Below are 21,716 nucleotides of genomic sequence, written 5' to 3'. Positions count from 1 at the left end.
GGACGGCGCCGGACGAGCGCCCGCGGTAGGAGCCGGTCATCAGTGCCGCCCGGTGCCGACCAGGTCCAGCAGCTCGCTGGAGAGCGTGGTGAGATGCGCGGCGGTCTGCTTGGTCTGCACGGCGCTGGCCTCGGTCTCGCGGGTGACCCGGGCGGTGTCCGAGGCCGCGATGTTGACCTGCTCGACGGCGGTGGTCTGCTGTTTGGTGGACAGCTCGATCTCGCGGGTCGCGTCGCTGGTGGTGGCGACCAGCCCGGCGATCCGGCGGAACGAGCTGGTCGCGTCGTCGAACTGCCGCGAGCCGGAGTCCACCGCCTTGGCCCCGATCTCGGTCGCCATCACGGTCGTGTTGACCGCGCCGCGGACGTCCTCGATGAGCGCCCGGATCTCCTTGGCCGACCCGGCCGTACGGTCGGCGAGCTTGCGGATCTCCTCGGCCACCACCGCGAACCGGCGGCCCCACTCGCCGGCGCCGCTGGCCTCGATCGTGGCGTTGATGGCCAGGATGTTGGTCTGCTCGGCCAGCTCCGACACCAGGTCGGCCACCCCGCCGATCTGCTGCGACTTCTCGCCCAGGGCCAGCATGTGCTGCACGATCTGGTCGACCTGGGTGCGGATCGCCGCGATCGACGCCCGGGTCTGCTCCACTGTGGCGTCACCGGTGCGGGCCGCCTCGGCCGTCTCCTCGGCGATCTTGGAGACCCGCTGGGCGCTGTCCGCGATCTGCCGGGAGGTGATCAGCAGCTCGCTGATCGTCGTGGTGATCTCGTTCATCGCGCTGGCCTGGTCGCGGCCGCCCGAGGCCTGCTGGGCGGCGGCCGCCTCGAGCTCGGCCGACGAGCTCTGGATGTGCCCGACCGCGGCGCCCACCTCCCGGCGCAGGTCGCGGCTCAGTTTCCAGGCCACCGCGGCGGCTCCGAGAATCAGCAGGGCGCCGATCCCGATGATGAAGAAGATGGCCATGGTGGCGCGGGTCGACGACTCGTCCCGGCGGGCGTCCACCACGGTCGACTGCCGCTCGATCAGGGCGGCGATCGCCTTCTGAACGGCGATCCGGGCCGCTTTCAGCTCCTGGTTGCCGGCCAGCTGCCGGACGTTGCGCAGGTCGTTCAGACCCGCCCGTTCGGCGATCACCCCGGCCACCACCGTGGCGTGCTTCTCCTCGACGGTGGAGACGGTGTCCAACAGCTCGAGGGAAGTCGGGTCGGTCATCGACTTCCTCAGCGTGGCGACCTGGCCGAGGAATCGCGTCCGGTCGGCCGCGGTGGCGGTGAGATATTCGTCGGTGCCGACCAGCAGATAGGCGCGGTAGTCGGCGATCCGCGACTCCATGTAGGCGCTGAGCGCCTCGGAGCCGACCAGATTCACCCGGGCCGACGTGATCACGTTGTCCTTGCTGCTCATGACGTAGCGCAGGGTCAGCACCGAGGTCGCCGTCATCAGCAGCGTGAGCGCCAGGGTCAGCCCGAAGCCGGCGGCCAGCTTCGTGCCGAAGGTGCGTTCGGCCATCATGGTGCGTCCTCCTCGTCGGCGGCCTGCGCATGCCCGGCCAGGGCGTGCACCAGGGATCGCATGGCCGGGATGTCGATGATCGGGCGGCTGCCGCCGGGCAGGTCGACGAGCCCGCGCAGGGTGCCGCCCAGTCCGTGGCCGCCGTCGTCGCCGGTCTCACCCGAGTCGCGGATGATGTCGGTGGCCGCGGCCCGGACGTGCCCGTCGAGCTCGTGGAAGGCCAGCCCGAGCCGCGGTGTGCCGGCCGCGAGCACCAGCCAGCGGGGCACCTCGCCGACCGGGTGGCCGAGCAGCGCGGCCAGGTCGTAGACGGGCACCACGGCCCCCGCGAACCCGGCCAGGCCGAGCAGCGCGGGCTGCGGCCCGGGCAGCGGCGTCACCGGGCGGTCCGGGTGCACGCCCGAGCTCTGCGAGAGTTTGATGGCGTACGGGCGTCCGCCGGCCCGGATCGTCAGGAGCTCGAAGTGCTCCTCGTCGTGGCTGCGGGCGGGCTCGGCGAACGACTGGTCGAAGTCCTCGCGCAACCGGCGCACCCGCCTGGCGACGCTGCCCGGCCCGGCGGTCACGGGTGGACCCCGCAGGCGTCCAGCTCGGAGCGGCACAGCACGGTGAGGGCGATCCGGCCGAAACCGCCGCCGAACAACGTGATCCGCTCGTCGTCCTCGCGGGCGAGCAGATCCAGCGCCCGCTCCAGCTCGGCCGCCGCGCCGCGGTCGTCACCCTGCCGCCTCGCGAGCTGACCCAGCCTCATCCGGGGCAGGGCGAAACCCGGGTCCAGGTACGCCGCCAGACGGTACTGGCCGATGGCCTCCGCGACCGCCGAACCGTCCTCGAGGCACAGCCCGAGCAGCTGGTGCGCGTCCGGGTTGAGGCCGTTCTCGTCGCTGAGCCGCCGGGCCAGCGCGACCGCCTCGTCGAGCCGTCCGACCTGCGCCAGCAGCACGCCGTGCAGCAGCCGATCACGCTGGCGCAGCGGACCCGGGCGAGGTGCCGCGGCCAGTTCCAGCGCATCGGTGAAGCGCTCCTGCCGCAGCAGATCCAGGGCCCGGTCGTACGTGTTGTCGACGGCCAGGGCCTCGGCGGGCCCCGAGACGGTCCGAGCCTGCTCGGTGACCGGGGGCGTGCCGAGGCGCTGCGGGGTCGGCCCGCCCGCGCGGCGGTAGTAGAACGACTGGCGGGTGTGCCGGAGCTCGAGCCCGTCCGGATCGCTGCCGAGCGAGTCGGTGTGCCCCAGGAACAGGTAGCCGCCCGGCGCCAGCGCCGCGGTCATCCGCTCGACCAGCGCGGAGGTCACGGCCGGAGTGAGATACATGAGCAGGTTGCGGCAGAAGATCACGTCGTACTGGCCGGGGCGCCACAGGCTGTCGTCCGGCTCGGCCACGTTGGTGCGCTGGAACCGTACGAGCCGGCGGATCTCGTCGACCACCCGGTAGCCGCCGTCGTCCGGCCGGAACCAGCGGCGGCGCACCGCGTCCGGCGTCTCCCGCAGCGACCAGGCCGAATACCAGGCCGCCTCGGCCTTGCGCAGCACCAGCGGGTTCGCGTCCACCCCGATCACGCTGACGATCCAGTCCGGGTCGGGCCGCACCTGACGCCCGGTGATCGCCAGCGAGTACGCCTCCTCCCCGGACGAGCACGCCACCGACAGCATCCGCAGCACCCGCTGTGAGGCCCGCGCCGCGGCCCGCTCGGGCAGCGCGTCCTCCCGCAGCGCGGCGAACTGCTCGCCGTGCCGGAAGCAGTACGTCTCGGTGATGCTGAGCCGTTCGATCAGGGCGGTGACCTCGGGCTCCCACCGCCGCGTGGCCAGCCGGGCCAGGTAGGCGTCCCGGCTCATCCCGTGCTCGGCCGCCCGGTCGCGCAACAGCCCGGCCAGCTGCTGGGCGTCGTTGTCGGCGAAGGTCCAGCCGAGCACCCGGGCCAGCAGCTCGCGGAACCGGGTGATCTGCGCGGGCGCGCTCACGACGGCTCGCCCGCGTTCACGGCGGCCGCTTCCCAGACCTCGTCGGGAACGGCACGCATGCTCTGCAGCAGCAGAAGCGGCTCGGTGCCCAGCGTGCCGACGCCCGCGACCAGCCGGGTGCTGCCCCCGCCGAGCAGAGCCGGGTGACCGCCGGTGGGCTCGGCCTCGACGTGCCGGATCCCGAGGATGTCGCCGGTGGCGAGCGCGATGGCGCCCCGCTCGGTGCGGACGGCCAGGAAGCGGTCGGCCTCGGCCGGGCCGCCGCCGAGCAGCCGGGACACGTCGATGACGGGGGTGGGGACACCGCGCAGCACGGTGATGCCCCGGACGAACGCCGGCGTGCCGGCCAGCGGCCGCGTCTCGAGCGGGCGCAGCGTCTCGATGACCTCGTCGAGCCCGAGGGCGCAGAGCAGGGGCCCGGCCCGGAAGACGAGCGCGAGAACCCCGGCGCCCTCACCCTCGTCGGCGTGGGTCGGCGCCTGTCCGTACTGCCGCATTCGCTCAGATTAGCCAGACTTTAGCTGTGTTATCCGAGAATGCTTCACACGGGTGGAGGGGGTGCGTCGCTTTCTGTGGATGCGTCGATTCCCCGTGCCCGCCCGCCTGTGGACAACTGAGCCACCCCCGGCCGAACGGCCTAATCTCAGGCCCTGTGGGAGGGGGCTCGGGATGGCCGCGCGACCCCCCCCAGCAAGATCACGTCACGGCTCCTCGCGCTCGGGGTCATGATCCGGACGACGCCCACCGCCGAACCAGTCGGGCTTCCCGCGCACCGGGCCGCCGGCGTCGAGCGGATCGCGAGCCGGCATTTCGCCGATGAACGGATCTCCGGCCGGCCCACCCGCGCTGAACGGATCTTCGGCCGACCCATCCGCGCTGAATGAGTCGCCGGTCGGCCCGCCCGGCGCGAACGAACCACCAGCCGGCCCGCCCGGCGGGAACGGATCGCGAGCCGGCGTACCGCTGTCGAGCGGATCCACCCGCCGACCCGCCACCGGCAGTCCCGGATCGCGCCGCAGCGGCCCCGGATCGCGCCGCAGCAGTCCCGGGTCGAGCTGCCCGGCCCCGCCCGGCGACTGGTGGCGGCCATCCGGCTCGGCGCCGCCCTCGCCCACGGCGTGACCGGACAGGTCCGCTGTCCCACCCCGCCTCTCCGCCGGGTCGTCGACAGCCGTCGCGGCGTTCCCGCCCGCAGCGGCGTCCCCACCGGTGCCGCGGGGGATCGGCGGCCAATTCGCCGGTGTCCGGGCCATCGCGGCGGCAGCCGACGACCGGGCCATCGCGGCCGGCCGGTCCGGCGCGATCGCTTCGCGCGGCGCGTTCTCCGGCGGCGGGGTGGCCGCTCGGCCCGTGCTCGGCCACAGGCGCGGGCGGCGCCGGGCGGCGACGTCCTCGGCCCAGCCGAAGGCGACCATCGCCCCGAGCGTCAGCGCCAGCGCCACCGCCAGGTCGGACACCGGGCTCAGGCGGTCGCCCAGGTCGCCGAGCGCGAGCACGGTCAGCACCGGCCACACCGCCGCGATCGCGGTGTTGTGCCACAGGTAGATCGTCACGGCTCGCGCGTTGATGACGGAGACGGCGTGGTCGAGCGGCTTGATCCGGGCGAGCCAGCCCATCGGCGGCTGCCAGCGCAGCACTACCAGCACGAAGGCCAGCGACCACAGGGCCTGCGACTCGGCCACCTCGTTGAGGTCGAAACTGCCGTAGTCGTGCGCGAAGTAGGCCGCACCCGCCCCGAGGGCCAGCGCGACCGGGAACGCCACCCAGGGCCGCAGCCGGGCCAGCCGGCCGTCGTGGTGGGCGAAACCCGCGATCCAGCACGCCCCGTACGTGACGAAGTCCCACAGCGCCGAGTCGGCGGTGTCGGGAAGCTCGAAGCCGGTGACGTCCAGCACGGCCATGAGCACCAGGGGGAGCGCCACGGTGGCCCACCCGATCCGCCGCCACAGGGCGAACAGCACCGGCGACAACAGGACGAACCAGAGGTACGCGCGGAGATACCAGAGCGGCTCCCAGACGTCGATGGCCTGGTCGCTGCCGGGCGGGTCGCCGATCGGCAGGATCCAGAACGCCAGGGTGGCCGGGTTGAACGGGTGCTCGCCGTCGTTCTCCGTGGCCCAGCCGGCGACCAGCATGACCGGCACCGCGATCACGCCCAGCAGCCACAGGGGCGGGAGCAGGCGGCGCAGGCGGGAGACCACCACCTGACCGGCGTCCCGCTTGGACAGTGAGGCGGCGGTGAGCGACCCGGCCAGGGCGAACATGACGCCCATCGCGGGCAGGACGACGGAGAGCCAGGGCCATCCGAACAGGTGGTAGACGATCACCCGGACAATTGCGGCGGCACGGAGCAGATCCAGGTAGCGATTGCGCACCGCGACGAGGTTGCCATCCTGATCGGGGTCGCGACGACCTCCGCGCGGACGGCAACAACGAAACCCCCGGACTACCCCGTACGCATGAACTGTCCGAATTGTCTGTGCGGTTGTGCGACGCCCGTGCTGCGGCCGGAGACAGTGAAACCGCAGTTGGACGCAGGATTGGCAGCGATGCCGGCCGTTGTCGCGCCGGCAGCGACCACGATTTCGGAAGTGACCGTGCCCGGTTTGTGACGTTGACTCCCGGTGGAGGTGACCCGGAGCGGCCGGGTGGCCCGGGGAGATATGGGGATTACGGGGCATGCGGAAACCAGTCGTGGTGGTCTCAGCGGCGGCGGCGCTTCTGCTCGCGGGCGGCGTCGTGGCGACCTCGGCGGCCGCCGACGAGAGGCCGGACTCGCCGGGCTGGACCAGTTTCTGGTGGCCGAGCCTGTTCGGCGACGACCGCGCCGACCGGCACGACTACCGCGGTGGTGACTTTCACGATGACGACTTCGGCGACGGCGACTTCCGGGACGACGACTTCCACGGCGACGACCGGGCCTTCGGTGAGCCGTTCGCGGATCGCGGCCCGGCCGAGCGCCCGCGGCTCGACGACGACGCCCGGCGCGATGACCGCGTACGTCCTCAGCAGCGCGACCGCGCATCCCGGCAGCAGCCCGACGCCGCCGGGCGTCAGCCCCAGCGCCCGGTGAGCGCCGAGCGTCCCCTGAGCCCGCAGCGCCCGCACCTCGATCAGCGCGCCGCCCGCCAGAAGCAGCAGCAGAGCGCCACCCGCCAGAGGCAGCAGCAGAGCGCCGCCCGGCAGAAGCAGCAGCAGAGCGCGGCCCAGCAGCGGCAGCAGCAGCGACCGGCCCGGCAGCAGCGCGTCGCGGGCGGTGTCCTGGCCGCCGCCCGGCAGGCCGTGACCGCCCGGGACGTCTCGGCCAGCCCGTCCGCCCCGGTGCAGCAGCGGGTCCTGGTGCTGGTCAACCAGAACCGGCGGCGGGCCGGCTGTGCCCCGTTCATCCTGGACCGCCGCCTGATCAAGGCGGCCAACCAGCACGCGTCGGACATGGCCCGCCGCCGCTACTTCGACCACGAGTCGCCGAACGGCGAGCGCGCGGGCGACCGGGTGAGCGACGCCGGCTACCGGTGGAAGCGCTACGGCGAGAACATCGCGCGCGGCGCCGACAGCCCGTGGGAGGTGGTGGACGGCTGGATGAACAGCCGCTCGCACCGCGAGAACATCCTCGACTGCCGGCTGCGCGAGATGGGCGTCGGGCTGGCCATCTCCCGCGACCGCACCCCGTACTGGGTGCAGAACTTCGCAACGCCGCGATACTGATCGCATCTCCTCAACCGGCGTGCGCGCGAGCCGATCTGCCCTACCGGTTTCGCGCCACGCTCCCTTCCTCGGAGCCGTGAGCGGCGTAGCTGTGCTTCTATGTGCGCACACGTTTCCTGGGGAGGAACCACAGTGGGATCCAGACGGGTAGCGGCCGGAGCCGCCCTGGCGGCAATGGTCGGCGGCGGTCTCGGCGTGGTCGCGCTGGCACCGGCCGGTGCCGGCGCCGCCACGCGGACGCCGGTCACCGCGGCGGTGGTCACCAAGGCCGCCGCCGGTTGCGCCACCGGGAAGTACCAGAAGCAGGTCGAAGGGCTGATCAACAAGTTCGGCGGCTTCGGGAAGACCAAGGTCGACGGCAAGCAGTCCGCCGCCGACTGCACGATCATCAAGAAGTTCCAGAAGCGGTACGGCATCCAGCCCGCCGCGGGACTGGCCGGCCCCACGACGTACGACGTGGCCAAGCGCCTCGCCGCGACCAGTCTCAAGGCCTGCAAGCCGAAGAAGTCGGGCTACACGTTCTGCGTCAACCTGACGCAGCAGACGTCGTGGATCATGAAGAACGGCAAGCAGTTCACCGCTCCGACCGTGGTCCGTACGGGCATGAAGAACTACCGCACGCCCTCCGGCACCTACAAGATCAACAAGCGCACCAAGAAGGAGTGGTCCGACCCGTACGAGGTGTGGCTGCCCTACTGGCAGCGCTTCCAGGGCGGGAAGGGCTTCCACCAGACGACGACCTACATCCACGACAAGTGGCGCGGGTCGCACGGCTGCGTCAACCTGCTGCCGAACGACGCCAAGACGTACTGGAACGTCGGCAAGATCGGCATGACGGTCAAGCTGATCGGGCGCCGGCCGGGCACCTGATCGGCCCGGTGAGGCGTGGCGAAGGCGGGTTGCCCCTGGGCAGCCCGCCTTCGCCGGTTTCTTGTCGGTGGCCCGACATAGAGTGGCGTGCGTGTCCGAACTCCCACGTCGCCGTCCGCGTTCCCTGGTGCTCGCCGTTGCGGGACTCTTCCTCGTCTCGTCGACCGCCGCCTCCTGTGACGACGAACCGACCGATGTCCGCCTCGGCGCGGCCGCGCGGGGCACGGTGGCCGAGATCGTCGAGGCGCCGGGCTCGGTGACAGCCCGGGCCGCGGCCACGGTCAGCGCGCCCGCCGCCGGCACTCTCGACGACCTGCGCGTCGAGCCGGGCCGCCGGGTGAGCAAGGGCCAGGTGCTGGCCGTGCTCGACGCCCCCGAGCTCGAGGCGCGGCGGCAGTCGGCCGAGCGGGCGCTCGACGAGGCGTCCCGGGGCGGGGTCCCGTCCGGCGGCACGTCGGGCTTCGTCGCCGTCCGCCGGCAGACCGACAAGCAGGCCGCCGACGCCTTCGACGAGGCCCGCGCGGCCGCCGCCAAGATCACCGACCCCGAGCTGCGTCAGGTGCTGCTCAAGCAGATCGACGCGGCCGACGAGCAGTACACAGCCGCGTCGGCGGCCGCCGCGGCTTCGCTGCGCTCGGTCGAGCGCGGGGTGGCGTCGCTGGGCGAGGCGGTCAACTCCCTGTCGGCCGCGCAGCGCCTGCAGGCCCAGCAGGCGTACGAACTGGCCGACGCCGCCGTCGAGGCGCTCACCCTGCGGGCGCCGGTCGCCGGGGTCGTGCAGTTCGGCGGCACCTCCGGGGCCAGTGCCTCGTCGCTGTCCGACCTGCTCTCCGCCGGCGGCCCGGTCGCCCCCGCCGCCGGCAGCGGCAACAGCCTGCCCGGGGTCGACTCGGCGGTGCCCCGGGGCGCCTTCGTCGCGGCCGGCACGCCGCTGTTCACCGTGGTCGACGTCGGCCGCCTCGGGCTGGTCGCCGAGGTCGACGAGACCGACGTGCTGCTGGTCAAGGCCGGGGTCAAGGCCACCGTCGAGCTCGACGCGGCCACCGGCGCGGGCTACGAGGCGACCGTGCGCTCCATCGACCTGCTCCCGACGACCTCGTCGCGCGGCGGTGTGTCGTACAAGGTCCGTCTCGATCTGGCCACGGGCGAGGACAAGCCGACGCCCCGGCCCGGCATGAGCGCCGTGATCCGCCTCCAGGTGCGCGAGGCCGACGACGCGGTCACCGTGCCGGCCTCGGCGATCATCAACGTCGACGGTCGCGACACGGTGTGGGCGGTGCGCGGCGAGAGCTACGAGCGGGTGCCGGTGACGCTCGGCGTGCAGGGCGAGGACGTCGTCCAGGTCACCGAGGGCCTCGACGCCGGTCAGCGCATCGCGGTCTCGGGCGCCGACGAGATCCAGCCCGGTGACAAGACCTCATGACCGCGGCCATCGTGGCGACCGACGTCAGCCGCACCTACGACCTCGACGGCGTCTCCGTGTCCGCGCTGCGAGGCGTGTCGCTGACCATCGAGCCGACCGACTACGTGGCCATCGTCGGCACCTCCGGCTCGGGCAAGTCGACGCTCATGCACCTGCTCGGCGGGCTCGACCGGCCCACCGGCGGCACCCTGCTGATCGGCGGGCGCGACGTCTCCGGGCTCGACCCGGGCGAGATGGCCAAGCTGCGCAACGAGACGATCGGCTTCGTCTTCCAGTCGTTCCACCTGCTCGCCCGCACCACCGCCCGCGACAACGTCGCCCTGCCGCTGGTCTACCGCGGCCTGGGCCGGCGCGAGCGCCGCCGGCGGGCCACCGAGATGCTCGAGCGCGTCGGGCTGGCCCACCGGGTCGACCACCGGCCCAACCAGATGTCCGGCGGCGAGCAGCAGCGTGTCGCGATCGCCCGGGCCCTGGTCACCGGCCCGTCGGTGCTGCTGGCCGACGAGCCCACCGGCAACCTCGACTCGGCCACCGGCCAGTCCGTGCTGGCCCTGCTCGAGTCGCTCAACAGCGAGGGCGTCGCCGTCGTGCTGGTCACCCACGATCGCGAGGTGGCCGCGCGGGCCCACCGCCAGATCGTCATGCGCGACGGCCTGATCGTCTCCGAGGCGGCCGTATGAGGCTGGCCGAGGCGTGGCGGGTCGCTCTCGACGCGCTGCGGGCCAACCGGCTGCGCAGCGTCCTGACCATGCTCGGGGTGGTGATCGGGGTGGCCGCGGTGGTCGCGCTGGTCGGCATCGGCACGGGCACCAAGGGCCAGATCGAGCAGCAGGTCGAGGGGCTGGGGTCCAACCTGCTGCTGGTCGTGCCCGGGCGGCTCGAGGCGGGCTCGGCGCCGGCCGCCTCCACGATGACCCTGGACGACGTCGAAGCGGTGGCCCGCGTGGTCGGCGACCGTGACCGGGTCGCCGCCACGATCGCCTCGGGGGAGACCGTGCGGGCCGGCTCCCGCTCGGCCTTCGGCAGCATGCAGGGCGTCCTCGAGAACACGCCGAGCGTCTTCGTCCGCCGGCTCGACCGAGGTTCCTACCTGACCCGTACGGATGTGACGACCGGCCGCCGGGTGGCGGTGCTCGGGGCCGGCACCGCCACGACGCTGTTCGGCGACCGCGACCCGATCGGCCGGCAGATCACCATCGGCGGTGTCCGGTTCCGCGTGATCGGCACGTTCGAGCGGCTCGGGCAGAGCCTCGGCGTCGACCGCGACAGCGAGGTGCATGTGCCGGTCACCGCGGCCCAGCGACTGCTCGGCACCGACCGCATCGACGGCCTGGCCATCCGCGCCCCCGACCGCGAACGCATCGACCAGCTCAGCACGTCCGTGGTCGACACGCTGACCGAGCGCCACCCCGACTCCGACTTCAGCGCGGTCACCCAGGAACAGATCCTCGGCGTGCTGGGCGACATCCTCGGGGTGCTCACCGGCGTGCTCGCCGCGATCGCCGGCATCAGTCTGCTCGTCGGCGGCGTCGGCGTCTCCAACATCATGCTGGTCTCGGTCCGCGAACGCACCAAGGAGATCGGCCTGCGCAAGGCCGTCGGCGCCCGCCCGCGCGACATCGGCGTGCAGTTCCTGCTCGAGGCGGTGCTGCTCACCACCATCGGCGGCATCCTCGGCATGGCCCTGGGCGTCACGTCGGCGATCCTGGTCGACGCGTTCTCCCCGGTGCCCGCGGCCATCACGTGGTGGTCGCTGGCGCTGGCCTTCGGGGTCTCGGCCGTCGTGGGCATCGTCTTCGGGGTTGTCCCGGCCCAGCGGGCCGGTCGCCTCGACCCCGTCGTCGCGTTGCGCACCGAGTGACCAGGTTCAACGCGCCGGCGCCTCTCATGGTGCTGACGGCCATCGCGTCGGTGCAGGTGGGCAGCGCCATCGCCGCCGGTCTCTTCGACGAGCTCGGCGCCACCGGCGTGACCTTCCTGCGCCTGGCGCTGGCCGCGATCATCCTCGCGGCGGTCACCCGCCCCAAGGTCCGCTCCTGGACGCCCGCCGCGTGGCGGGCCGCGATCCTGCTCGGCATCGCGATGGCCGGCATGAACCTGATCTTCTATCTAGCGTTGGCCACCGTCCCGCTCGGCATCGCGGTCACCGTCGAGTTCCTCGGCCCGCTGCTGCTCGCCGTCGTCCAGACCCGGCGCCTGCTCGACCTGTGCTGGGCCGGGCTCGCGGCCGCCGGGGTGCTTCTGCTCGGCTTTGACAGCGGGGCCGGCGCCCCGACGAGCGGCCTCGTGCTCGCGTTCGTGGCCGGGCTGTTCTGGGCGGCCTACATCGTGCTCAGCGCCCGGCTCGGCGGCCTCGTCCCCGGCACGGGCGGACTCGCCGTCTCCCTCGCGGTCGGCGCGATGCTGGCCCTGCCCTTCGGGGCCGGCGGGGCCGTGGGCGTGATCGACCACCCGTCCCTGCTGATCGGCGCGGTGGCCGTAGCCCTGCTGTCCTCCGTACTGTCCTACGGCCTCGAGATCAACGCGCTGCGCCACATCCCCACCCGCGTCTTCGGCATCCTGATGAGCCTCGAGCCCGCGGCCGCCGCCGTGGCCGGCCTGATCATTCTGCGCCAGCGTCTAGGCTGGGCCGAGATCGTCGCGCTGGTCCTGGTGACCCTGGCCAGCGCGGGCGTGACCCTGGCCCGGCGCGACCGCACCCGGCCGGCGGTCTCATCGGCCGGTCCAGCGCCTACCGCAGCCGAGTAACCGGACGCGGCATGCCCAACCGCCGCCGCGACTCACCCCGCCCAAGATCAGGCGACTCACCCCCGTCCCGAGATCAGGTGACTCACCCGCCCCGAGATCAGGCGACACACTCGGCTTCGGTCAGGCGATTTACCCCCGACTGAGTCGGGCGGCCTACCCAGCTTGAGCCAGGGGATTCACCTCGCCTGGGTCGAGCGGCTACTGCGCTTGGGGCCAGGGGGATCATCCCGCTTGGGTCGAGCGGCTACCGCGCTTGGGCCCAGGCGGTTCATCCCGCCTGGGTCGAGCGGCTACCGCACTTTGGCCAGGCGATCACCCCGCGTGGGTCGAGCGGCTTACCCCGCTTGAGGTCAGGCGATTTACGCCGCATGAGTCAGCGACCTACCCCGCCGGGAGTCAGGCGTGCGCTTGGCTCCGACACAGGTGGGAGCATCGCCCGGAAACAGGCGCGGGTGGAAGCTCAAGTATCCGCGGACGTGGCCGAACGGTCCGATAAGCGAAGGAGGTCGGCCGACGGTGCGCTATCAGCTCCGCGACGAGCAGGGGGCAACCCACAGCGTCGCGTATCTGATGCTGGCCGCCGCTCCCGTCGTCTTCCTCACCGGCATCGTGCTGCCCGACGAACACCCGCTCGCCTGGGTCATCGCCATCTCGCTGACCTGCGCCTTCACGGCGGCGATGGGGTCGGCCGCGCTGTGGCGCCCGGGGTGGATCCCGCGCATCTGGTGGCTGCTGGTCCCGTTCGTCGCCACCTTGATCATCGCCGGGATGAACTACGCCTCCCGCGACGCCAGCGCCGGCGCTCAGCTGTTCTACCTGTGGCCGGTGCTGTACGCCGCCAACTTCCTCAGCCACCGCATGACGACAGCCACCCTCGCGCTGATCTCTTCCGGTCACGCGGCGGTCGCGTTCTCCACGCTGATCCCGGCCAAGGCCCTCTCCGACTGGATCTCGGTGACGGTGGCCCTGAGCCTCACCTCGTTCGTCGTGGCGTCGCTGCGCAACCGCAACGACCGGCTGCGCCAGGTCCTCGAGGCGCAGGCGCTCGCCGACTCGCTCACCGGGGTCGGGAACCGCCGGTTCTTCGACGAGCAACTGCCCCGCGCGGTCACCTGGGCCCGGCGCGGCGGCGAACCCCTGGCCCTGATCTCGGTCGACATCGATTACTTCAAGAAGATCAACGACACGTACGGGCATGGCGTCGGCGACCAGGCGATCCAGGTCGTCGCCAACTCGCTGCGGGTGATCGCGCGCCGCGAGGACGACGTGGTGGCCCGGCTCGGCGGGGACGAGTTCGTCGTGCTGCTGCGCACCGACCGGGTCAGCGCCGGCCGGGCCGCCGACGAGGTGCGCGCCGTGCTCGACGCCGTCGAAGGGCTGCCGTGCGGGCCGCCGGGACTGAGCATCGGCATCGCCGTGCTGCCCGACCACGCGGCCACCGCCGAGGAACTGCGGGCCGCGTCGGACGCCGCCCTCTACGAGGCCAAACAGAACGGGCGGGGACGTACGGCGATGGCCCGACCACCGGCGCCCCGGCAGAGCTCCGGGTGGCCCAGCGAGATCAGCGCGGCGGGATGACCGGCTGCTCGGCGGTCACCTCGTCGAGCGCGCCCGGCCCGGCCGGCGCCTCATGCGCGCCTGATTCGCCCGGCATCTCATGCGCGCCCGGCCCGGCCGGCGCCTCATGCGCGCCTGATTCGCCCGGCATCTCATGCGTGCCCGATCCGGCCGGCGCCTCATGCGCGCCCGATCCGGCCGACGCCTGTTCCGCGGTCTTGCCGACGCCCAGGATGTCCTCGCGGGTGCGGGGATAGGGTCCCCAGCCGTCGCGCAGCACGTGGATGTAGACGGCTTCCAGGCAGACGCCGACCCGCGCCGCGAGTTCGGTGTCCTCCGTCCGGCCGAGTCGTACGGCCCGGGCGAAGTGATCGAGAGCCTCCATGTGCCGCCCCTGGTCGAAGCAGGACCGGCCGGCGTTCTCGTGCACCACGCTGCGCAGGGTCTCGGGCACCGCGGCGCCGGTGGCCTTCGCGAACAGCCGGTCGGCCTCCTTGAAGTCGCCCCGCAGCCGCAGGATGTGCGCCAGCTCGGCCTGCGCGATCACCTCGGACTGCAGATCCCGCGCGGACTCGGCGTGGGCCAGAGCCAACCGGCTGGCCGCGGCGGCCATACCCAGCTCACCCAGCAGGCGGTAGACCTCGGCGCGCACGCTGAGCAACCCCGCCTTGGCGACGTTGTCGACCTCGTCGGCGAGCGGCCCGTCGAGGCGTTCCCCCAGATCCCGCAGCGCGTCCCGGTTCTGGACGACCTCGCGCAGGGTGCCGCCGTCGAGCCGCCACCGAATCGCTTCCAGGTCAGCAGCGGAGAGCGCGGGACGCTCCTTCTCCGGCTCGGCCACGGGCGCAACGGCGTCGCGCCCACCCGGACGGGCCGTCATCCGCTCGTCGATCGTCGCCCGCACGGACGCCGCGTCGACCGGTGTCCCGTTCCCCGTCGCGCCGAACTGGGGCTGGTCGTCCCCGACCGGCGCACCCCGTCCCGTCGCGCCGAACTGGGGCTGGTCGTCCCCGACCGGCGCACCCCGTCCCGTCGTGCCCAACCGCGGCTGGTTGTCCCCGACCGGCGGCGCACCGGGGCCCGTCACGCTCCTGAACAGGTCGGACACGTCGAGGTCGATGACCACGCCGTCCCGGGCGTCGACCGGCTGACCCGGAAGTAGTCCGTCCGCAACCGCCGGTGCCTCCGGGAGGAGCCGCGGCTCGTGCTTCGGGTCCGCTGCCGGGAACTGCCGGGGGACCGGCTGCTGATGCGAAGCCTGCGCGACCGAAGAAACGTCGCCTGCCCCGGGCTGCGGAGCACGTGGGCCCGGTGCGACGGCGATCGTTCCGTGCTGCGGAGCGTTCGGTCCCGGTGAAGGGGCGTTTGTTCCATGTTGCGGAGCGTTCGCGTCCGGTGCAACGGCGGTTGATGCCGGCCACGAAGCGTTCGCATCCGGTGCAACGGCAATCGGGTGGTGTTGGGAAGCGTTCGGGTCAGGTGGAATGACGCCGGCTCCGGGCAGTGAAGCCCGCGCATCCGTGGGAAGAGTCGTAGCTCCGGATCCCGGGGTCCGCGCGTCGGGGCGTGAAGCCGCCGCTTCGGATTGCGGAGTCCGCGCGTCCGGGTGCGGGGCCGTTGCTTTTGTCTGCTGAGCCTGCGTGTCCAGGGGAACAGCGTGTGCTTCGGGACGCGAGGCCGGGACCCCGGACTGAGGGGTGAAAGCTGCGGACTGCCGGGCCGGCGCTTCCTGAGACACGGCAGGGGCGTCGAGCCGCGGGGATCGCGTCTCCTGCGGAGGCGTGGATTCGCCGGGGGTCTCCGGCTCACCCGAGTGGGGGTGCGAGACGCGCATCGCCGGCTGCGAAAACGGCGTCTGTTCGGGACCCGCCGGCGGCTCGTTCTGCCCGAAGGAGCCTCCCGAGGGCTGATTGGGACCCGCGCCCTCCACCGGGCCGGGCTGGACGACGCGGTCGTCCGCAGTCGTCGCCGGGGCCTCGCCGGCCTCGTCGGGCTTAGCGGCGAACCACATGCCACCGAACGTGGTCTCCGCGATCCGCTGCGGGGCGTCAGGACCCGACACGGCCAGCCGCCCGATCGGCCGCAGGTTGTGCAGCGTCCCGTCCGGATCCATGTACGGCGCCGCGTGGGCCCCCAACCGGGCCGGATCTTCCGGCGCCGCGCTGCCAGCACCCGGGCCCTGGCTCGGTCCTTCGTGCCGCGGCTCCGGGGCGGAGTGCGCCGTCGGTTCTTGGTGTCGCGTGTCGGGGGCAGAGTGCGCCGTCGGTTCTTGGTGTCGCGTGTCGGGGGCAGAGTGCGCCGTCGGTTCTTGGTGTCGCGAGTCCGGGGCGGAGCGCGCCGTCGGTCCCTCGTGCCGCGAATCCGGGGCCGAGGAGTTTGCCGTCGGCCTGCTGACCACGTCAACGGGCGCGAGTTTGTCGGCCACCCGCTCGTGGCCGGCGTCAGCCGTCGACCGCGGCGACTCGCGGTTGTCCGGTGCGGACTCCTGAGGCGCCTGCGCGGGAATCGGGCCGTCCGCCGCGGGCCAGGCCAGAGGCGCCGTCGATCGTGGGGCCGGCGGCGGTGTCGGGACGTGACCGTCGGCCGCAGGCCAAGACGGCGTGGTGGTCGTGAGGTGGGTGTCTGCCGCAGGCTGGGGCGACGGTGTGACAGCCGTGACGTGCTCGTCTGTCGCGGGCCGGGGCGGTGTGGGGCTCGCGACGTGACTGTCCGTCGCGGGCCGCTGTGGCGCCGGTGCGCTGATCTGGCCGTTGGCGGCCGGCCACGGCGGGGCCGGGGTTGCCGTCCGGCCGTCCGGCATCGGCCCCGAGGCGGCCGGGTCGTCAGCCGCTGACTGTCGCGGTGCCGGCCAGGAGGCGGCCGAGTCGTCAGCCGCCGGCTGTCGCGGTGCGGGCGTCGGGTGCGTGAGCGGGCTTTCCGCCGGCGGTCGCTGAGCGGGCACTTCCGGGCCGCGCCGGCCTGCTTCGGCGAGGGAGGGATCGGCCCCGGTGCCCGGCGTCGCCGATCGAGGCGCCAACGGGAACGTGATCTTCGAGGACGTGCCGCGCCCGGCGTTGGCGGCCGGCGACTGAGGAGCTTCCGCCGGCTGCGGCGGCGAGGCCACGGACCGGGTCGGTGGCAGGTCCGGTCGCGGCTGCGGCAAATCGCCCGTCGGCTGCGGCGCGAGACCGTCGCCCGCGTCCGGCGACGACGCGGGGCGCGGCTGGCCCGCGTGCCTGCTGCCGCCCGTCAGGGGAGCTGTGGGCGGTGTGTCGGCCTGCCCCGGCGACGCCGGCGGCTGGGTCGGCAGGTGGTGGTGTGGCGGGGGAGTGCTCACCTGCCAGGAGGTGGCCTGGTCCGGTGCGGGATGCCCCGGTGTCGCCGGTGCCTCATCTCCGCGCGGCGCACTCGCCGGCGCGGAAGCCGGTGAATCCGGACGCCCCGCCCCGGCCGTGTCACGCGGAGCCGGTGCCCACGGCGATTCGGCCGCCGGTGCTGCCCCGGTCCGGTCTTCGGGCCGATGGCCGGCTTCGGGCCGCGCGGACGTGTGACGCCCGGCCGCGGGCTGGTCGGGCGCGTGACGCCCAGGTGCCGGCGGCCCCGCCGCATGCTGATCCGGCGCCTCGGGCCGAGACGCGCTCCGACCGGGCCCCGGCTGCTGCGGCGCCCGTGGCGTGAGCAGGTCGCCCGTCGGCCCATGCTCGCTGAGCCGGTGCGGGCTCGTCGCCTGCGGGTCGTCCGTGCGTTCGCCGAAAGCGGCTTGGCGCGGCGTGGGCTGGCTCGTCGCCTGCGAGCCGCCCGGAGAGGCGGTTGATGCGTCTGGAACCGGCGAGTGCCGGTTCGCCGCTTGCCGGTCGTGCGTGTTCCGGCTGAACGCGTCCGGGTTCGACGGGTGCTGATCTGCCGCTTGCCGGCTGGGCGCGTGCGAACCCGGCGCCTGCCGACCGGGCCCATCTTCGCCGAGCGGATGCGGAAGACGCGCGTGAGCACCGGGTACGGCCTGGTCAAGCGGGCCCTGACTCGCAGCAGATGCTTCGACCGTGGTCTCGCTCGCGTGCTGACCAGGGAGGTGTCCGGGCGCGTGCTGACCCGGGATGCGGAGGTCTGGCGTGCTCGGCCCGGACGCCTGCATCCCAGAGGCGTGCCGATCCGACGTCTGCCGACCGCGCCCGTGGCCGTCGGGCGCGTGCTGGCCCGGCGTCCGCTGGTCCCGCGACTGTTCGTCGAAAGTGTGGTGGCCCGGGTGGTCGGTCGGTGTGGGATGTCCGGGGGCGTACCGATCCGGTCCGGGCTGGCCGCTGAACTGTTCGTTCGCCACGGCCTGACCCGGCGCGTGCGTGTGGTCACCCGGCGCAGGCTGGGCAGGGACATAGTGACCCGGTGCTGGCCGGCCGTACCCGTGGTCAAGGGATTCCGGCCGGCCAGGGGCGTCGTGACCCGGCCCGCGCCGGCCGGGTGCGTGCTGGTCCGGCGTCGGCGAGGCGGGGGCGGTCCGGTCGGCCGCCTGGGCCCGCGCGTGCTGTTCGAACTCTTGCTGAGCGGCCGAGGGTTCGGCTGTCTGCCCCTGTGCCGGCCGGCCCGGGACGCGATAGTCGGCGGGCGGCCAACTTTCGTCCGGCCGGGCCGCGAGCGACTGCTGGTCGGACGGATGACTGTGTTTGTCCGCGTCGTGGCCGGACGACCCGCCGAACAGCTTGTCCACCGCACGGCGGAAGAAGTCGCCCGGCTTGTGGTGCGTCGAGGCGTGCTCGTCCAGGGACGGCTGGGCTTGGCTGCTCGGCGGCGGCCCGGGCTGCTCGGCGACGTGACGATCGGGCTGAGCGCGGTCGGCGTCCGGCCGAGCGGCCGGGTAGCCGTACGGCGGAAGGGGACCGCCAGGAGCCTGGTCCTGAGGAGCCGCCGGGGCGGGGCGCAGATTCGGCGGGGGCGGCACCGGTCGGGGCGCCGCCGGCTGTACGGGTGTGGAGTGCTGCTTGATCGGCAACACGGGGGTGACCGGCGGCGCGGCCGGCTGCGGTGTGCCCGGTCGTGCCGCGGTGGGCGGGCCGGGATGATCGCCATGCTGCGGCGCGGCCGGCGCGAGCGGACCTTGGACCCCACGCGGTGCCTCCGACACAGGCGTGGGACCGACCGCCGGCGGGGGCGGGTTGTACGAGGCGGGCGCCGGGGCGTGCGCGCCGGCGCCCGGCCGGGCACCGGGCGGCATCCCGCCCTGCGGACCGCTCCGCGGTAGCGGGTGCGATGCCTCGCCCGGTGTCGGGTCCCACGGCGGGGCCGTCGGTCCACCGGTCGGACCGGGCGTCAGGCCGGGCGCGCCCGGAGACACCGGACGACCGAGACCGCCGCTCGGCAGCGCGGCGGGCGGCGCCTCGTCCGCGACCATCGCCCACGGGTCGTCGCCCTCGGAGAGGAACACGTGCGCCGTGCGCGGGCTGCGGCGCGAGCGTTGACCGGGCACCTGCAGCCGCGGATCGGTGGCCGCGAGCGACGGGTCACCCGGAGCCTGCGGCGCGGCCGGCTCCTGACCGGCCGGCGAAGGCCGCGTGCCGGGGGCCGTCGCGGGCCACGAACCCTGGCCCGGCTGGGGCGGAACCGGGGCGGGGGAGTGGACGTCGCCCGGCCTGGGCCCGCGAGCGACCGGTGCGCCCGGGTGCCCGGAGGGCTGACCGCCGGCGGCCGGCGGGGCCGGAACACGGCCGATCCGGGGCGAGCCGACCGGCTGCGGCGGGATCGGGGTGCGACCGTCCTGAGCCGGGTCGACCGGTGCCCGTCCGGGCCCCTGTGGCGGAACCGAGGCACGGGTGGCCTGGCCGGGTGCCTCCGGTGCCGACGCGCCCGGTGCGGCCGCGGCGGCCACGCCCGGAGCCACCGGCGTCACCGGCGCCGGGGGAGGGCTGACCACTCGCGCCGCGGGGACAGGCGCGTGGCTGTCGACGACGCGGGGCGTGGCCGGCGGATCAGTCTTCTTGACGACGCGCGGCGGGGGCGGCGGTTCTTCCTTGCCGACCACCCGCGGCACGGCCGGCGGCGTGGCCTTGCTGATCACCCGCGGACCGGCCGCCTCGGCGGCGGCGCGATCCTCCGCGGACTCCACCTCGACCAGCGGCCCGGCGGCCGGAGCCGCGACCGACTCCCGCTCAGCCGTACCCTCCTGGGCCCAGGCCGGAGCGTCGGCAGCCCGGCTGTCCTCGGCCCAGGCCGGAGCGTCGGCCGCACGGCTGTCCTCGGCCCAGGCCGGAGCGTCGGCCGCACGGCTGTCCTCGGCCCAGGCCGGAGCGTCGGCGGCCGTACGGTCCTCGGCCCGCGCCGGAGCGTCAGCGACCGGTCCGGCAGTGGACCGGATGGGAGCGTCGGGGGCCGGTCCGGCCGTGGACCAGTCCGGGGCGTCGGCCGGCGGGCGTTCCCCGGCCCAGGCCGGAACGTCGGCGGCGGGTTCGACGCGGGCGCGGCCGGTCGTCCGGGGAGCTTCCTCGGCCCAGCCCTGACCACCGACCGGACGGGCGTCGTTCCAGCGCTCGTCCTCGACCCAGCCCTGCCGGTCGTCCCAGGTCCGGGCCGCGGCCGGCCGGCGGTCGTCGCGGACGGGGCGGCGGCGGTCGTCGACGATCTCGCCCTCGATGGTGCGCGGCGCCCGTTCGTCGAGGATCTCGCCTTCGATCGTGCGCGGGGCTTCGTCGCGCGCGGCCGTCCGGCCACGGCGCTCGTCGGCCTCGTCGGGCCGCCGGAGGCGCTCCTCGTATCGTTCGGCGCGGCGCGGGTCGCCCTGGTCGTCGCGGCGGCGCGGCTCGCGCGGGGCCTCGGGGCGGCGCTCGTCGTACTCGTACGCGTCGGGGCGTCGCCGCCCGGAGCGCCGGCGGTCGCGAGGGTCCTCGGGCTCGTAGCCGCGCTGCGGCGCCGCCGGCTCGTCCCAGAGCATCGCCGCGCGCCCGCCCGAGCGCACCGCGTCGTCCGGATGCGGCTCGGGGTAGGAACGGCGCGGCCGATCGTCGTAGTCGTAGGCGTCGTCGCGGCGGGCGGCCGGGCGCCGGTACAGGTTGTGCGGGTCCTCGGGGCGTGCCTCGGGTACGCGGGCCCGCCCGCTGGCCGCCGCCGGGGGCGCAGCCGGGTGCTCCTCCTCGCGGTGGGGGCGGCGTTCCGGAGTGGACCGCCGGGGCTGGTCGTCGCGGACGGGCCGGCGGCGCCACCGGCCGGCCGGGCGCTCCTCGTCGTCGCTGCGGCTGACGGTCTTGACGCCCGGGTCGGGGCCGTGGCCGTAGGCGACCAGGTCGCGGTGGTCGAACGGCTCGTCGATGTCGTCGTTCGGGTCGTAACGGTCGTTGTGCCGGCGCTGAGCAGTGTCGGCGAACGTGTCCGGCGCGTCGAAGTCGGCGCCCAGCTCGGGCCGGTTGAAGTCGACGTCGCCGAAGTCGTCGCCGGCCAGGTTGGGCTGTGACGTGTCGACCGGGGCGAAGTCGGGGTCGTCGAGCCAGCTCGGGCGCTGCCCGTCGAAGGCGGCCCGGGGACGCGGCTCGCCACCGGTGCTCTCCGTGCGACGGCGCCGCCGGGCGGCCAGCTCGTCGGCGGGATCGTCCGGGCCGCCGCGCCGGGTCGGGATGATCGGCGCCGGGCTGTCGCGCCGCTCGTACTGGTGTTCCTGAACGACGGCGGACTGCGGCATGATCGAGTACTCGGAGTATTCGTCGTCCCAGTACTCGTCGTCCTCGAAGCTCATGCCGCGGCTCCGGAGCGGCGTCCACGGCGGTGCTGACGAACAGACCGGCCGGGAGCGTGGGAACGGCGCCAGGGAGAGTGCCCCTCACCCCATAGCCGCATGCCTCGCCCCCCGTTCGTCACGCGTGCCCGGATCATCCCCTCCCACGCGGTGGATGTGGAAGGTTAACCACGGATTTGCGGGCCGCGCCAGCACCCGGCCGGGCGCTTCCCGCGGCGTCGCCCCGGCGCCGGACCCGGGCTCGGGTG

13 protein-coding genes are annotated in these 21,716 nt (G+C 74.0%); 7 read left to right on the top strand and 6 right to left on the bottom strand.

The annotated features are described in order from the left end of the window. Positions 1–39: 39 nt before the first annotated feature. From HJC40_RS25745 to HJC40_RS25725, 5 genes are all read right to left on the bottom strand, one after another. A complete protein-coding gene (locus HJC40_RS25745) occupies positions 40–1,512 on the bottom strand; it encodes a methyl-accepting chemotaxis protein (protein ID WP_250004338.1) in 1,473 nt (490 codons plus the stop codon). Next, the gene (locus HJC40_RS25740; protein WP_250004336.1) at positions 1,509–2,078 is read right to left on the bottom strand and encodes a chemotaxis protein CheW; all 570 of its coding nucleotides are present in this window, start codon (positions 2,076–2,078) and stop codon (positions 1,509–1,511) included. The genes HJC40_RS25745 and HJC40_RS25740 overlap by 4 nt, the downstream gene beginning before the upstream one ends. Next, positions 2,075–3,475 (bottom strand): CheR family methyltransferase, encoded by a 1,401-nt coding sequence (locus HJC40_RS25735; RefSeq protein ID WP_250004333.1) that lies wholly within the window; start codon positions 3,473–3,475, stop codon positions 2,075–2,077. Before HJC40_RS25735 ends, HJC40_RS25740 begins: the two co-directional genes overlap by 4 nt. Next, entirely contained in the window at positions 3,472–3,972 is a 501-nt protein-coding gene (locus HJC40_RS25730) for a chemotaxis protein CheW (RefSeq protein WP_250004330.1), read from the bottom strand. The genes HJC40_RS25735 and HJC40_RS25730 overlap by 4 nt, the downstream gene beginning before the upstream one ends. Before the next feature lie 204 nt (positions 3,973–4,176). Next, positions 4,177–5,850: an acyltransferase gene (locus HJC40_RS25725; protein WP_250004327.1), complete on the bottom strand. Its 1,674-nt coding sequence runs from the start codon at positions 5,848–5,850 to the stop codon at positions 4,177–4,179. A 304-nt stretch (positions 5,851–6,154) separates the two neighbouring features. On the opposite strand from HJC40_RS25725, the gene HJC40_RS25720 reads away from it, so the two are divergent. From HJC40_RS25720 to HJC40_RS25690, 7 genes are all read left to right on the top strand, one after another. Continuing rightward, positions 6,155–7,180, top strand: a complete 1,026-nt coding sequence (locus HJC40_RS25720; RefSeq protein WP_250004325.1) for a CAP domain-containing protein — start codon at positions 6,155–6,157, stop codon at positions 7,178–7,180. 132 nt (positions 7,181–7,312) lie between these two features. Further along, positions 7,313–8,050 (top strand): L,D-transpeptidase, encoded by a 738-nt coding sequence (locus HJC40_RS25715; protein ID WP_250004323.1) that lies wholly within the window; start codon positions 7,313–7,315, stop codon positions 8,048–8,050. A gap of 61 nt (positions 8,051–8,111) precedes the next feature. After that, complete coding sequence (locus tag HJC40_RS25710; RefSeq protein ID WP_374272720.1) at positions 8,112–9,473, top strand: efflux RND transporter periplasmic adaptor subunit; 1,362 nt, start codon at positions 8,112–8,114, stop codon at positions 9,471–9,473. Further along, the gene (locus tag HJC40_RS25705; RefSeq protein WP_250004319.1) at positions 9,470–10,153 is read left to right on the top strand and encodes an ABC transporter ATP-binding protein; all 684 of its coding nucleotides are present in this window, start codon (positions 9,470–9,472) and stop codon (positions 10,151–10,153) included. The genes HJC40_RS25710 and HJC40_RS25705 overlap by 4 nt, the downstream gene beginning before the upstream one ends. Continuing rightward, positions 10,150–11,334: an ABC transporter permease gene (locus HJC40_RS25700; RefSeq protein WP_250004317.1), complete on the top strand. Its 1,185-nt coding sequence runs from the start codon at positions 10,150–10,152 to the stop codon at positions 11,332–11,334. The genes HJC40_RS25705 and HJC40_RS25700 overlap by 4 nt, the downstream gene beginning before the upstream one ends. Further along, the gene (locus HJC40_RS25695; protein WP_250004315.1) at positions 11,331–12,221 is read left to right on the top strand and encodes a DMT family transporter; all 891 of its coding nucleotides are present in this window, start codon (positions 11,331–11,333) and stop codon (positions 12,219–12,221) included. Before HJC40_RS25700 ends, HJC40_RS25695 begins: the two co-directional genes overlap by 4 nt. 516 nt (positions 12,222–12,737) lie before the next feature. After that, a complete protein-coding gene (locus HJC40_RS25690) occupies positions 12,738–13,799 on the top strand; it encodes a GGDEF domain-containing protein (RefSeq protein WP_250004314.1) in 1,062 nt (353 codons plus the stop codon). Here HJC40_RS25690 and HJC40_RS25685 read toward each other — a convergent pair. Continuing rightward, on the bottom strand, positions 13,783–21,468 hold the full coding sequence (locus tag HJC40_RS25685) for a hypothetical protein (protein WP_250004312.1): 7,686 nt from the start codon (positions 21,466–21,468) through the stop codon (positions 13,783–13,785). The genes HJC40_RS25690 and HJC40_RS25685 overlap by 17 nt on opposite strands. Positions 21,469–21,716 lie beyond the last annotated feature (248 nt).

Origin of the sequence: Actinoplanes sp. M2I2 (assembly GCF_023544445.1) — a bacterium.
In the GTDB taxonomy this organism is placed as follows: Bacteria; Actinomycetota; Actinomycetes; order Mycobacteriales; family Micromonosporaceae; genus Actinoplanes.
The sequence above is the reverse complement of the archived record's forward strand: the minus strand, read 5'-3'. Positions and strand labels throughout refer to the sequence as shown.

What these genes read in the sequence shown, in the direction of transcription:
- HJC40_RS25730 (WP_250004330.1), bottom strand. Translation starts at nt 3,972, where the DNA reads ATGCGGCAGTACGGACAGGCGCCGACCCACGCCGACGAGGGTGAGGGC.
- HJC40_RS25720 (WP_250004325.1), top strand. Translation starts at nt 6,155, where the DNA reads ATGCGGAAACCAGTCGTGGTGGTCTCAGCGGCGGCGGCGCTTCTGCTC.
- HJC40_RS25745 (WP_250004338.1), bottom strand. Translation starts at nt 1,512, where the DNA reads ATGATGGCCGAACGCACCTTCGGCACGAAGCTGGCCGCCGGCTTCGGG.
- HJC40_RS25685 (WP_250004312.1), bottom strand. Translation starts at nt 21,468, where the DNA reads ATGAGCTTCGAGGACGACGAGTACTGGGACGACGAATACTCCGAGTAC.
- HJC40_RS25705 (WP_250004319.1), top strand. Translation starts at nt 9,470, where the DNA reads ATGACCGCGGCCATCGTGGCGACCGACGTCAGCCGCACCTACGACCTC.
- HJC40_RS25700 (WP_250004317.1), top strand. Translation starts at nt 10,150, where the DNA reads ATGAGGCTGGCCGAGGCGTGGCGGGTCGCTCTCGACGCGCTGCGGGCC.